The organism is Streptomyces sp. NPDC057287, from assembly GCF_042667905.1.
In the GTDB taxonomy this organism is placed as follows: Bacteria; Actinomycetota; Actinomycetes; order Streptomycetales; family Streptomycetaceae; genus Streptomyces.
Genome location: NZ_JBHUYV010000003.1, coordinates 303,948 through 316,820, shown reverse-complemented (window position 1 = coordinate 316,820; position 12,873 = coordinate 303,948). Strand labels below are relative to the sequence as shown.

Below are 12,873 nucleotides of genomic sequence, written 5' to 3'. Positions count from 1 at the left end.
GGTCGGCGTTCGTCCAGCGCGCTCCCCCGGGATTTTCGCACGCGGTGGCGCTCGGCCGGCGGCTCTCCCCGGGCCCCCGGCCGAACGGCCCCCCGGAGGCTCCTGACGTCGCCGACACCCGGAGCGGCGCCGTCCCGGGCCGCCCGTCCCGTCCGGTCAGCCGGTGACGCTCGCCCGCCCGTTCTCGATGTGCCCCATCAGCCGGCGGCGGAAGGAGCCTTCCGCGTCGACCGTCACCAGCAGGTCGTACCAGCCGTGGGCGTCGGCCGCCGAGTGCACGAGGGTGCGGCTGCGCCCCGGCTTGACCTTGACCGTCCGGCTCCAGTCCCGCAGGTCGTCCTCGTCGACGTAGCCGAGCGGCCGGACGGTGTAGGTCAGCGTCCGCCGGCCGTTGTTGCGCAGCGTGAGGTGCAGGTCCCGTTCGTGGGCGTCGATGCGGGAGGCGAGCTCGGCGGCGCCGTCGGCAGCTCCTTCGAACTCCCGCCGGAAGCCGTTCGGGCCGGTGACGGTGAAGCGGTACCCCTCACCGGTCAGGGGCACGGTCCACTGTGCCCTGCCCCTGACGTCCCTGTGCTGCGGCGCGGGGAACTCCCGCGCGTAGGGGTAGAGCGCGAAGTGCGCGGAGGACCTGCCGCTGTTGCTGAGGGCCACCCGCAGCTCCCCGTCCACGCGCCTCGCCTGTGCGTCGGGCTGGTACGGGAGCGGCCTGGCGGGGCGGCTGCCCGGCTCCTGGACGGGCATCCGCTGGACGGCCGGCGGCTTCGGCTGCCAGCGTCCGCCGAACGGCGGGATCGCGGCCGGGCGCTCCGTCTCGGGCCGGCGCCGCGCCCGTGTGAAGTCGAAGGCCGAGGTGAGGTCGCCGGTGACCTGGCGCCGCCAGTCACTGATGTTGGGCTCCGCCACGCCCGTCCACCGCTCCAGGAGACGGATGACGGAGGTGTGGTCGAAGACCTCGGAGCAGACGTGGCCGCCTACGGTCCAGGGCGAGACGACGAGCAGGGGCACCCGCACTCCGAGCCCCGTCGGCTTCCCCTCCCACTGCTCCTCGGTCACCTCGGCGGGGGCGACCGGTGGCGGCACGTGGTCGAAGAAGCCGTCGTTCTCGTCGTAGTTGATGAGGACGACGGTGCGCCTCCAGACGTCGGGGTGCCTGCCGAGCGCGTCGAGGATCCTGTAGACGATCGTCGCGCTGTGCACGGGCGAGGAGACGCTCGGGTGCTCCGAGTCCACGGCCGACGGGACCAGGTAGGAGACCTCGGGCAGCGTCCCCGCCGCCACGTCCCGGGCGAACTCGTCGGCGAGGGTGCCCGTCTCGACCCGGCGGAGCCCCCGCTCGAACAGACTGCGCTCGGCCGCCGTCAGAGTGGCGACGCCGTCGTCGAGCAGGCCGAGCAGCCGCTCGCGCTCGCCCGCCCCCTCGGCGCCGCGCACCGCCGCGTAGAAGGACTCCATGTAGGTGTGTCCGCCGGTCCTCACCAGCGCCTTGCGGGCGACCGCCTTGAAGGTGGTGAAGAACTCGATCTGGTTGTCGGTGAAGTTCTCCCACTCGGTGTACGTCTTCCAGCTCCGCCCGGCCTTCTCCAGCCGCTCGGCGTAGGTGCCCCAGTCGTATCCCGGGTGGGTGCCCTCGTCGTAGGCGTCGTTCCCCACCGCCCGCCTGCCGTCGGCCTCGGCGCCCGTCCTGCCGCTCCACAGGTGGTTGCGGTTCGGGCTGGTGGAGGTGTGGATCGAGGAGTGGTAGGCGTCGCAGACCGTGAAGGTGTCCGCGAGTTCGTAGTGCAGCGGAATGTCCCGGCGGTCGTAGTACGCCATGGTCGCGGCCGACTTGGCGCTGATCCAGCCGTTCGTCCAGCCGCCCGCCCAGGCCTTGGCGCCCCCGTTCCAGGAGTGGTCGAGGGCCCCGATGTACTGAAGGTCCTTCTTCTGCGCCTCGGCGGCCTCGCGCACGGGGAACGGCAGGACGGTGGTCCCCTGCGGCCCGGGCTGTTCGAAGACGGACGTGCCGGAGGGAAGTTCGATCGCGTTGCGGTCGGCGAAGCCGCGCACCCCGCGCAGCGTCCCGAAGTAGTGATCGAAGGAACGGTTCTCCTGCATCAGGATCACCACATGGTCGACGGCGTCCAGACCGTCGCCACCGGTCTTCCCGCCGGCGGGCTGTGCGGCGATGGCCGCCTGGAGCGACGGAGGGAGGAACGATCCCGCCGCCGCGGCGCCGAGCGCGCCGCCGCCGAGTGCGAAGAGCCGCCGCCGTGACATGTCCGTGGTCAAGTGAGCCTCCCGGTTCCGTATCTACGCCTCGGAAGCTAGTCACGCCGGGTGGCGCCGGGAAGACCGCCGTACGGCCTCACGGTGAACGGCCCCCACAGGGCCGCCGCGCGTCCCCGTACTCCGCGGGCCGCCGCACGGGAAGCGCCACGGCCGGACCGGGCCTCCCGCGCCGGGGCCTGCGACGTCTTCCAGGGACTCCACGGACCGATCGGCGCCGAAGTGTGATCCGCAGAGCCCCGGGCAGCGAAAAGGGGCGGTGCACCCGGACCACGGGTGCACCGCCCCTCGGGCGTATCGGGGGTCAGCCCTCGACGCCGAGCTTCTCCAGGATCAGCTCGCGCACGCGCGCCGCGTCCGCCTGGCCCCGGGTGGCCTTCATGACCGCCCCGACCAGCGCACCGGCCGCGGCCACCTTGCCGCCGCGGATCTTGTCGGCGATCGCCGCGTTGCCCGCGATGGCCTCGTCGACGGCCGTGCCCAGCGCGCCCTCGTCCGAGACGACCTTCAGGCCACGCTTCTCGACGACGGTGTCCGGGTCGCCCTCGCCCGCGAGGACGCCCTCGAGGACCTGGCGCGCCAGCTTGTCGTTGAGGTCGCCGGAGGCCACGAGCTCCGCCACCCGGGCGACCTGCGCCGGGGTGACCGGCAGCTCGTCCAGGCTGCGGCCCGTCTCGTTGGCGTTACGGGCGAGCTCGCCCATCCACCACTTGCGGGCCTGGTCGGAGGGGGCTCCCGCATCCGTCGTGGCGACGATCAGGTCGACCGCGCCGGCGTTGAGGATGGACTGCATGTCGTGCTCGTTGACACCCCACTCCTCCTTCAGCCGCTTGCGGCGCAGCCGGGGCAGCTCGGGGAGCTCCTTGCGGAGCTCCTCGACCCAGTCGCGTGCGGGGGCGACCGGCACCAGGTCCGGCTCGGGGAAGTAGCGGTAGTCCTCGGCGTTGTCCTTGATGCGGCCGGCCGTGGTGGAGCCGTCCTCCTCGTGGAAGTGCCGGGTCTCCTGCACGATCGTCCCGCCGGAGTTCAGCACCGCGGCGTGGCGCTGGATCTCGAAGCGGGCGGCGCGCTCGACGGAACGCAGCGAGTTGACGTTCTTCGTCTCGGAGCGCGTGCCGAACGCCTCGCGGCCGTGCGGGCGCAGCGACAGGTTGACGTCGCAGCGCATCTGGCCCATCTCCATCCGGGCCTCCGAGACACCGAGCGCCTTGATGAGCTCTCGGAGCTCGGCGACGTATGCCTTGGCGACCTCCGGGGCGCGCGCGCCGGCACCCTCGATCGGCTTGGTGACGATCTCGATGAGGGGGATGCCCGCACGGTTGTAGTCGAGCAGCGAGTGGGACGCGCCGTGGATGCGGCCGGTGGCACCGCCGACGTGCGTCGACTTGCCGGTGTCCTCCTCCATGTGGGCGCGCTCGATCTGCACGCGGAAGATCTCGCCGTCCTCCAGCTGGACGTCCAGATAGCCGTTGAAGGCGATCGGCTCGTCGTACTGGGAGGTCTGGAAGTTCTTCGGCATGTCCGGATAGAAGTAGTTCTTCCGGGCGAAGCGGCACCACTCGGCGATCTCGCAGTTCAGCGCGAGCCCGATCTTGATGGCGGACTCGACGCCGATCTCGTTGACGACCGGGAGCGCGCCCGGCAGTCCGAGGCAGACCGGGCAGGTCTGCGAGTTGGCGTCCTGCTTGAGCTCGGTGGAACAGCCGCAGAACATCTTGGTCTTGGTGCCGAGCTCGACATGGACCTCGAGGCCCATGACGGGGTCGTACGTCGCGAGGGCGTCCTCGTACGACTCCAGGTCAATGACAGTCACGGTGAAACTTTCCCTCTCAGCCCAGCAGGACGTCGTCGTCGCCGAGACGCTTGAGTTCGCGGTAGAGGATCGCCAGGCCGGTGACGATCGCGGCTGCCGAGACGGCGGCGTCGATCAGCCGGAGGGTGTCGTTGTCCGACCGGGCCATCTTCACCTGCTTGTAGACGCTGAGCGCACCGAAGGCGGTGGTACCCATGGACACGTAAGCGCCGGTCTTGGACTTCTTGAAGTTCTTGGCCTTCTTAGCCATTGCACTCATAGCGACGGAGCCTCCTCAAGCAGCGGGTGCCCCCACTTTTCCACGAAGGCGGCCTCGACGGCGGCTCCGACCTTGTACAGCCGGTCGTCCTTCATGGCGGGGGCGATGATCTGCAGCCCGACCGGCAGGCCGTCCTCGGGGGCCAGGCCGCACGGCAGCGACATGGCGGAATTTCCGGCGAGGTTGGTCGGAATGGTGCACAGGTCCGCGAGGTACATCGCCATCGGGTCGTCGGCGCGCTCGCCGATCGGGAAGGCGGTGGTGGGCGTCGTCGGTGAGACGATGACGTCGACCTGCTCGAACGCCTTCTCGAAGTCCTGCGTGATGAGGGTGCGGACCTTCTGGGCCGAGCCGTAGTACGCGTCGTAGTAGCCGGAGCTGAGCGCGTACGTACCGAGGATGATGCGGCGCTTGACCTCGTCGCCGAAGCCGGCCTCACGCGTGAGGGCGGTGACGTCCTCGGCGGAGCGCGTGCCGTCGTCGCCGACCCGCAGTCCGTAGCGCATGGCGTCGAAGCGGGCCAGGTTCGAGGAGCACTCGGACGGCGCGATCAGGTAGTACGCCGAAAGGGCGAGGTCGAAGGAGGGGCAGTCCAGCTCGACGACCGTGGCGCCGAGGGACCTCAGCAGCTCGACCGACTCGTTGAACCGCTGGACGACCCCGGCCTGGTAGCCCTCGCCCGAGAACTGCTTGACCACACCGACGCGCATGCCCTGTACGGAGCCGTTGCGCGCGGCCTCGACGACCGGCGGGACCGGTGCGTCGATGGACGTCGAGTCCATCGGGTCGTGTCCGGCGATCGCCTCGTGCAGCAGCGCCGCGTCCAGGACCGTGCGGGCGCAGGGGCCGCCCTGGTCGAGTGAGGACGAGAAGGCGACCATGCCGTAGCGGGAGACACCGCCGTAGGTGGGCTTGACGCCGACGGTGCCGGTGACGGCGGCGGGCTGGCGGATGGAGCCGCCGGTGTCCGTGCCGATGGCCAGCGGAGCCTCGAAGGAGGCCAGCGCGGCGGCGGAGCCACCGCCGGAGCCGCCCGGGATGCGGGTGAGGTCCCAGGGGTTGCCTGTCGGGCCGTAGGCGCTGTTCTCGGTGGAGGACCCCATGGCGAACTCGTCCATGTTGGTCTTGCCGAGGATGACGACGTCGGCCGCCTTCAGCTTCTTGGTGAGGGTGGCGTCGTACGGCGGGACCCAGCCCTCCAGGATCTTGGAACCGACGGTGGTCGGCATGTCCTGGGTGGTGAAGATGTCCTTGAGCGCGAGCGGGACGCCGGCCAGCGGGCCGAGCTTCTCGCCCGCCTCACGCTTGGCGTCGACGGCACGGGCCTGCGCGAGCGCGCCCTCGCGGTCGACGTGCAGGAAGGCGTGGACCTTCTCGTCCACGGCGTCGATCCGGGCCAGGTGGGCCTCGGTGACCTCGACGGCCGTCAGCTCGCCGGAGGCGATCTTCGCGGCGGTCTGTGCCGCGGTGAGCTTGATGATGGTGCTGATGTCCGTCATGACTGTTAGTCCTCCCCCAGGATCTGCGGCACCTTGAAACGCTGCTGCTCCTGGGCCGGGGCGCCGGAGAGCGCCTGCTCGGGGGTGAGCGACGGACGGACCTCGTCCGCGCGCATGACGTTCGTCAGCGGCAGCGGGTGGGAGGTCGGCGGTACGTCTTGGTCGGCGACCTCGGAGACGCGGGCGACCGCGCCGATGATGTCGTCGAGCTGACCGGCGAAGTGCTCGAGCTCTTCGCCCTTCAGCTCCAGACGCGCCAGCCGGGCGAGGTGGGCGACCTCCTCGCGCGTGATGCCAGGCATGCAGCGATCCTCAGGGGTTGGTGTGTGGTTTTGGCCCAATCCTATGGGGTCGCCGGACACGCCTGTGGCGAGCGGATCGGGCCCGGCCCGCGATTGAGGACAAATCGGCCACCGGGCAGTCCTTCGCCCCGCGCCGGCTCCGCCCTTCCGGGACCCCGGGCCGTGGCCGGTGGCCTTCCCTCACCTCAGACGGTGGCCCTCCCGCACCTCGGACGCCGGCCCGTGGCCTTCCCGCACCTCAGGCCGTGGCCGGACCGGGATTCAGCGCGCGGCCCGCGGATCTGGGCGCCGGCTCGACGGCCGCCGCCTGCGCTGTCGCGGCCTCCCGCTCCACCGGTCGCCGCCATCCGTGCTCGCCCCGCGCCCGCAGCCAGGCCGTCGTCTCCAGCGGGGGCATCGCGGCGGCGACGAGCCACCCCTGCACCGCGTCGCAGTGCAGGTCGCGCAGCCGCTCCCAGGTCTCGTCGTCCTCGACGCCTTCGGCGACGACGATCAGCCCGAGCGAGTGGGCGAGGTCGATGGTGCAGCGGACGATCTCCGCGTCCTCGTGGTCCACCGCGAGCCGCGCCACGAACGAACGGTCGATCTTGAGCTCGCTGACCGGGAGCTTCCGCAGGTGGACGAGGGAGGAGTAGCCGGTGCCGAAGTCGTCGAGGGACATCTTCACCCCGTGCCCGGTCAGCCCGGCCAGGGTGTCGGCGGCCCGCTGGGGGTCCTCCAGCAGGACGTGCTCGGTTATCTCCAGTTGCAGCGCACCGGCCGGAACGCCGTGCCGGGCCAGCCGGGCGGCGACGCTGCCCGCGAAACCGGGGGTGTGGACATCGCGCGGCGAGACGTTGACCGCGACGGGGACGAACAGCCCCTGGGCCCGCCACCGGGCCACCTGGGCCAGCGCCGTCTCCAGTACGTACTCGGTGAGGTGCGGCATCAGGCCGGAGGATTCGGCGATCGCGATGAACTCGTCCGGGGGGACCCGGCCGCGCTCCGGGTGCACCCAGCGTACGAGCGCTTCGAGGCCGGCCACCTGGCCGTCGAAGCGGACCTTCGGCTGGTAGTGGAGCTCCACCTCCTGGGCGTCCAGGGCGCGGCGCAGATCGCCGAGCAGGCCGAGCCGGTCCGGGGTGTTGCTGTCCCGCTTCGACTCGTACACCTCCACGCCCGTACGGTCGCGCTTGGCCTGGTACATGGCCACGTCCGCCCGCCTGAGCAGACCTTCGGCGTCCAGCGCGTGGTCGGGATGCACGGCGACGCCCGCGCTCGCCTCCAGCACCAGCGTGAGCCCGTCGAGGTCGAGGGGCGAGGAGAGTTCGGCGACGAGGTGGCGGGCGATGCGCTGGGCGCTGGTGGTCGAGTCAGCGGTCGGCAGGAGCACGGCGAACTCGTCGCCCCCCAGACGTGCGGCCTCCGCACCTCGCGGCAGGGCGAGCTTCAGCCGCTCCGCTATCTGGAGCAGGAGCCGGTCCCCGGCGAGATGGCCGAGGGTGTCGTTGACGGCCCGGAAGCGGTCGAGGTCGATGAGGACGAGGGCCGACCGGGTGCCGGTGTGGTCCGCCTCCTCCAGGGCCGTCCACGTTCTCTCCAGGAGCCACTGGCGGTTGGGCAGTCCGGTCAGCGGGTCCCGCAGTTGCTCCTCGGCCCGGGCCCGGGCGATCCAGAGCGTGGAGTCCAGTGCGATCAGCGGAACGGCGAAGAGCGGGAGCAGCACGGGCATGGCGGACGCCACCACACAGATCAGCGGCGCGATGCCGACCAGCGCGACGGCGACGAGGCCCTGGCGCAGCAGCGCGGTCCGCGCGACCGTCGGCAGCCCGCCGCCCTGGGACGCCCTGGCGTACCAGAGCAGGAGGCGGGTGACGAGGAGATACGTGCCGGCGGCGAGCAGCACTTCCGGTACGGCGTCGATGCCCCAGTGGAGTGGCCGCCAGGGCGTCTCGACGGTCGGCACGTCGCCGAAGGCGGACAGCACGAGGGCGGCCGCCCCTATGCCGAGTATGTCCACCGCGCCGTGCAGCAGTCCCTGCCACCACCGGTGACGCCTGGCCGTGCCGACGAGCACCACGACGACCAGGCTGACCAGCCCTGCGGCCACCCAGCCGTAGAGCAGCAGCACGGCGAGGGTGAGGGCGGCGCCGGAGCCGGTGCCGCCCCACCAGCGGTCGCGCCCGAGGGCGACCAGATGCCCCACGATGATCCCGGTGAGCACGGCGAGCGACCAGCCCGCGGTGCCGGCGGGGAAGAGCGCGCGGCCGTCCGCGACCGTCCGGTAGAACCCGGTGGCGAGCTGCACCGCGGCGACGGCCACGACGACGGCGCCCACCCTTGACGTGAGGCCCACGAAACCCTGTAGCCGCGACACCGGTGCGGCGCTCTCGGTCGGTTTCATTCCGTCCCTCTCACAGCCGGCGGTGCCGATGTCCCACGGTGGCCCCCGCTCCCATGCCACCACGACCCAAATCCCACCACGCGGCCGGGCACGGCAGGTGCTCGTTCAACAGTAGGCCGCCGAAGGCCCCCGCGGGCAGCGCTCTGCAGGTCTTGCCCGAATGCGAACCAGGCACCCTCCGCTGTCTGGTATGCGCCGGACGGGTGATGCGGGCGAGCCCGGAGCCGTCCCCCGGCCCCCTCTCGTCCGCTTGATTCCCCCCTCGCTCGCGGCCACGCGCCGTCCGGCGTCTCGATCGCGCCTCGATCAGGCCTCGGCGGGAACAGCGGCCTCCCTGGCCGCGTCCGGCCCCTCCTCCAGAAGCACGGCGAATCCCTCCTCGTCCAGGACGGGCACCTTCAGCTGCATCGCCTTGTCGTACTTCGAGCCCGGGTTGTCGCCCACCACCACGAACGAGGTCTTCTTCGAGACGGATCCGGTGACCTTGGCCCCGAGGCTCTGGAGCGCGTCCTTCGCGCCGTCCCTGGTGTGCGTCGCCAGGGTGCCGGTGACCACGACGGTGAGCCCCTCCAGGGGCCGCGGGCCCTCGTCCTCGCCGGCGCCCTCGTCCTCCATGCGGACCCCGGCCTCCCGCCACTTGCGCAGGATCTCGCGGTGCCAGTCCTCGGCGAACCACTGCTTGACGGAGGCGGCGATGATCGGCCCCACCCCGTCGGCGGCGGCCAGCTCCCCCTCGGTCGCCTCGTCGATGCGGTCGACGGAGCGGAACTGCCGGGCCAGCTCGACGGCGGCCACGGGTCCCACATGGCGGATCGAGAGCCCGGTGAGGATCCGGGCGAGCGGGGCCTGCCTGGCCGCCGCGATGCCCTCCAGCATGCCGAGGGCGTTCTTCCTCGGCTCGCCCTGCTGGTTGGCGAAGACGGTGGCGGTCTTCTCCTCGCCGGTCTTCGGGTCGCGCTTGGGCAGTCCGCTGTCCGTGTCCAGGACGTACGCACGGATCGGCAGCAGCTGCTCCACCGTCAGCCCGAAGAGGTCCCCCTCGTCCAGCAGCGGCGGCTCGGCGGGCTCCAGGGGCTTGGTCAGGGCCGCCGCCGCCACATAGCCGAAGTGGTCGATGTCCAGGCACTTGCGGCCTGCGAGGTAGGCCAGCCTCTCCCGCAACTGGGCCGGACAGGAACGGGCGTTGGGACAGCGGAGGTCGATGTCGCCCTCCTTCATGGGGCGCAGCGCCGTCCCGCACTCGGGGCACTCGGACGGCATGACGAACTCCCGCTCGCTGCCGTCGCGCAGGTCGACGACCGGCCCGAGGATCTCCGGGATGACGTCACCCGCCTTGCGGAGCACCACCGTGTCGCCGATGAGGACGCCCTTGGCCTTCACCACGTTCTGGTTGTGCAGGGTGGCGAACTCGACCTCCGATCCCGCCACCTCGACCGGCTCGACCTGGGCGTAGGGCGTGACCCGGCCGGTGCGTCCCACGCCGACCCGGATGTTGACGAGCTTGGTGTTGACCTCCTGCGGGGCGTACTTCCAGGCGATCGCCCAGCGCGGCGCGCGCGAGGTGGAGCCGAGCCTGCCCTGGAGGGGGATCTCGTCGAGCTTCACGACGACGCCGTCGATCTCGTGCTCGACGGACTGGCGGTTCTCACCGAAATAGGTGATGAACTCACGCACCTCGTCGAGGGACCGGACCACCTTGTTGTGCTGGGCCGTCGGCAGGCCCCACTCCCTCAGCAGGTCGTACGCCTGGGAGAGCCGGTCGATGTCGAACCCCTCACGGGCGCCGATGCCGTGCACCACCATGTGCAGCGGGCGGGTCGCGGTGACCTTGGGGTCCTTCTGCCGCAGCGAGCCCGCCGCCGCGTTGCGCGGGTTGGCGAAGGGTTTGTCGCCGGCCTCGACCAGCCGGGCGTTGAGCCCTTCGAAGGCCTCCATGGGGAAGAAGACCTCGCCGCGGACCTCGACGAGCGCGGGAACGCGCTCGCCCTTGAGGCGGAGCGGGATCTCGGCGATCGTACGGACGTTGGGGGTGATGTCCTCCCCCGTGCGGCCGTCGCCGCGGGTCGCCGCGCGGGTCAGCCTCCCGTGCTCGTAGGTCAGGTTGACGGCGAGGCCGTCCACCTTGAGCTCGCACAGGAAGTGGTACCCGCCCCTGCCCACGTCCTTGGCCACGCGCTCGGCCCAGGCCGCGAGCTCCTCGTCGTCGAAGGCGTTGTCCAGGGAGAGCAGGCGTTCGCGGTGCTCCACGGAGGTGAACTCCGTGGTGTAGGGGCCCGCGACCTTCTGGGTCGGCGAGTCCGGGGTGCGCAGCTCGGGGTGCTCGTCCTCGATGGCCTCCAGCGCGCGCATCAGCCGGTCGAACTCGGCGTCGTCGACGACCGGCTGGTCCTTCACGTAGTACCGGAAGCGGTGCTCCTCGATCTGCTCGGCGAGGAGTGCGTGCTGTTCCCGCACCTCCGCCGGCACACCGGTCAGCTGCTGCGCCTGCTCTTCGCCGGCCATCGCCTGTTCCTCCCGTTGCCCTGTTGACTCCGCGACCCGTTACTCAGGGTTGTCCGCGAGCGACTTCGCGGCCCGGGCGCAGTGGGCGAGCGCGGCGCGCGCGTACGCGGGTGACGCTCCCGCCAGCCCGCAGGACGGGGTGATCACGACGGACTCGCTGAGAGTCCCCGGATTCAGCCCCAGCCTGCTCCACAACGTCCTGACCTCCTTGACGCTACCGCCCGGGTCCGACAATGCGGTCGAGGCGGCGTCGAGACCGGGAACCACGCCGAGGAAGAGCTGGGTGCCGGCTTCGACGGCTTCCCCGATCGACTCCTCCTCACGCTCGGTGAGCAGGGAGAAGTCGAAGGAGACCGCGTCCGCCCCGGCGCGGCGCAGGAGCGCGAACGGCACCTCGGGGGCGCACGAGTGGACGGCCGTGAGTCCCTCGCCGTTGACGGCGAGCACCTCGCGGAGGGTTCCCTCGACGACCTGGCGGTCCACGGCGCGGTAGGTGCGGTAGCCGCTCGCCGACCTGACCCGCCCCAGCAGTACGGCGGTCAGGGAGGGTTCGTCGAGCTGGAGGACGACCTCGGCGCCGGGGATCCTGCGCCGCACCTCGGCGAGGTGGGAGCGCAGCCCCTCGGCCAGCGAGCCCGCCAGGTCACGGCAGGCCCCCGGGTCGCCGATCATGGCCTCGCCGCCCCGCAGCTCCAGTCCGGCGGCCAGCGTCCAGGGCCCGACGGCCTGGACCTTCAGCAGCCCTTCGTATCCCTGGGTGAACTCCTCCAGCGCGTCGAGGTCCTCACCGAGCCAGGAACGGGCCCGGCGGGTGTCGCGGCCGGGACGGTCGCTGATCCGCCAGCCACTGGGCTCGACATGGCCGTACATCTCGACGAGGAGGCCGATGGTCCGGCCGATCATGTCCGCACCGGGTCCACGCGCCGGCAGCTCCGCCAGATGCGGCATTCCCCGGCCGTCGGCGAAGGACCCGGTGACGGTCTTGGCCGCCTCCCGGGCGTCTCCCCCCGGCATGGATCCGATCCCGGTGGCCGCACTCGCACTGAACCCGCTCTTCTCGCTCACGCGGAAAGCGTACGGGTCCGGGGGACGGGCTCCCGGCGGCCGGGTGCGGGACCACCGGAACCGTGTCCCGACGGCCGGTCTCAGCGGCCGGGACGGACCGTCAGGTCGTTGACCTCGGCGTCCCGCGGGAGGTCGAGCGCGAGCAGGATCGTGGTGGCCACCGACTCCGGGTCGATCCAGCGCGAGGCGTCGTACTCCTTGCCCTCCTGCTGGTGGACCTTGGCCTGCATCGGGCTGGCGGTGCGGCCGGGATAGACGGAGGTGACCCTGACACCGTTGCCGTGCTCCTCGTGGCGCAGGGAGTCGGCGAGCGCCTTGAGTCCGTGCTTGCTCGCCGCGTACGCGCCCCACTCGGCGTGCGCCGCGAGCCCGGCGCCGGAGTTGACGAAGACGACCTGGCCCTGGGCGACGCGCAGCTGGGGCAGCAGCAGACGCGTCAGCTCCGCCGGGGAGACCAGGTTGGCGTTGAGCTGGAAGTGCCAGGCCTTGGGCGTGAGGTCGCCGATCGTGCCGAGCTCGACGACGCCCGCGATGTGCAGCAGCGAGTCGAGGCGGTCGGGCATGGTCTGCTGCCCGAACGCCCAGGAGAGCCGGTCGGGGTTGCCGAGGTCGCCGACGAGTGTGCGGGCACCGGGGTGGAGGGCGGCCAGTTCCCTGGCGCGTCCGGCGTCCCGGGCCAGCAGCACGAGCTCGTCGCCGCGCTCCAGGAGGCGGCGGGCGACGGCCGCGCCGATACCGGAGCCGGCGCCGGTGATGAGGTGAGTAGGCATGCCCTCATGCTCGCA

At 71.7% G+C, this 12,873-nt stretch carries 9 protein-coding genes; all 9 read right to left on the bottom strand.

Annotated features, from left to right (window positions below):
- Positions 1–156: 156 nt before the first annotated feature.
- Positions 157–2,268: a phosphocholine-specific phospholipase C gene (locus tag ACFUNE_RS07955; RefSeq protein WP_383563828.1), complete on the bottom strand. Its 2,112-nt coding sequence runs from the start codon at positions 2,266–2,268 to the stop codon at positions 157–159.
- A gap of 301 nt (positions 2,269–2,569) precedes the next feature.
- A complete protein-coding gene (gatB, locus tag ACFUNE_RS07950) occupies positions 2,570–4,078 on the bottom strand; it encodes an Asp-tRNA(Asn)/Glu-tRNA(Gln) amidotransferase subunit GatB (protein WP_383563825.1) in 1,509 nt (502 codons plus the stop codon).
- Positions 4,079–4,094: 16 nt separating this feature from the next.
- Positions 4,095–4,337 carry a hypothetical protein gene (locus ACFUNE_RS07945; protein WP_073745482.1) on the bottom strand — a complete coding sequence of 81 codons (243 nt, stop codon included), beginning with the start codon at positions 4,335–4,337 and terminating at the stop codon, positions 4,095–4,097.
- Positions 4,334–5,836 (bottom strand): Asp-tRNA(Asn)/Glu-tRNA(Gln) amidotransferase subunit GatA, encoded by a 1,503-nt coding sequence (gene gatA, locus ACFUNE_RS07940; RefSeq protein ID WP_383563822.1) that lies wholly within the window; start codon positions 5,834–5,836, stop codon positions 4,334–4,336. The genes ACFUNE_RS07945 and gatA overlap by 4 nt, the downstream gene beginning before the upstream one ends.
- Before the next feature lie 5 nt (positions 5,837–5,841).
- Positions 5,842–6,138, bottom strand: a complete 297-nt coding sequence (gatC, locus tag ACFUNE_RS07935; protein WP_014153935.1) for an Asp-tRNA(Asn)/Glu-tRNA(Gln) amidotransferase subunit GatC — start codon at positions 6,136–6,138, stop codon at positions 5,842–5,844.
- Positions 6,139–6,376: 238 nt separating this feature from the next.
- Entirely contained in the window at positions 6,377–8,521 is a 2,145-nt protein-coding gene (locus ACFUNE_RS07930; RefSeq protein ID WP_383563819.1) for a putative bifunctional diguanylate cyclase/phosphodiesterase, read from the bottom strand.
- Between the two features lie 306 nt (positions 8,522–8,827).
- A complete protein-coding gene (gene ligA, locus ACFUNE_RS07925) occupies positions 8,828–11,023 on the bottom strand; it encodes an NAD-dependent DNA ligase LigA (protein WP_383563816.1) in 2,196 nt (731 codons plus the stop codon).
- 39 nt (positions 11,024–11,062) lie between these two features.
- Entirely contained in the window at positions 11,063–12,088 is a 1,026-nt protein-coding gene (locus tag ACFUNE_RS07920; RefSeq protein ID WP_383563813.1) for a methionine synthase, read from the bottom strand.
- Positions 12,089–12,168: 80 nt separating this feature from the next.
- Complete coding sequence (locus tag ACFUNE_RS07915; protein WP_383563810.1) at positions 12,169–12,858, bottom strand: SDR family oxidoreductase; 690 nt, start codon at positions 12,856–12,858, stop codon at positions 12,169–12,171.
- Positions 12,859–12,873 lie beyond the last annotated feature (15 nt).

Bases quoted from the DNA above. Each gene is read 5' to 3' on its own strand.
- ACFUNE_RS07945 (WP_073745482.1), bottom strand. From the start codon at position 4,337: ATGAGTGCAATGGCTAAGAAGGCCAAGAACTTCAAGAAGTCCAAGACC.
- gatA (WP_383563822.1), bottom strand. From the start codon at position 5,836: ATGACGGACATCAGCACCATCATCAAGCTCACCGCGGCACAGACCGCC.
- gatC (WP_014153935.1), bottom strand. From the start codon at position 6,138: ATGCCTGGCATCACGCGCGAGGAGGTCGCCCACCTCGCCCGGCTGGCG.
- ACFUNE_RS07930 (WP_383563819.1), bottom strand. From the start codon at position 8,521: ATGAAACCGACCGAGAGCGCCGCACCGGTGTCGCGGCTACAGGGTTTC.
- ligA (WP_383563816.1), bottom strand. From the start codon at position 11,023: ATGGCCGGCGAAGAGCAGGCGCAGCAGCTGACCGGTGTGCCGGCGGAG.
- ACFUNE_RS07915 (WP_383563810.1), bottom strand. From the start codon at position 12,858: ATGCCTACTCACCTCATCACCGGCGCCGGCTCCGGTATCGGCGCGGCC.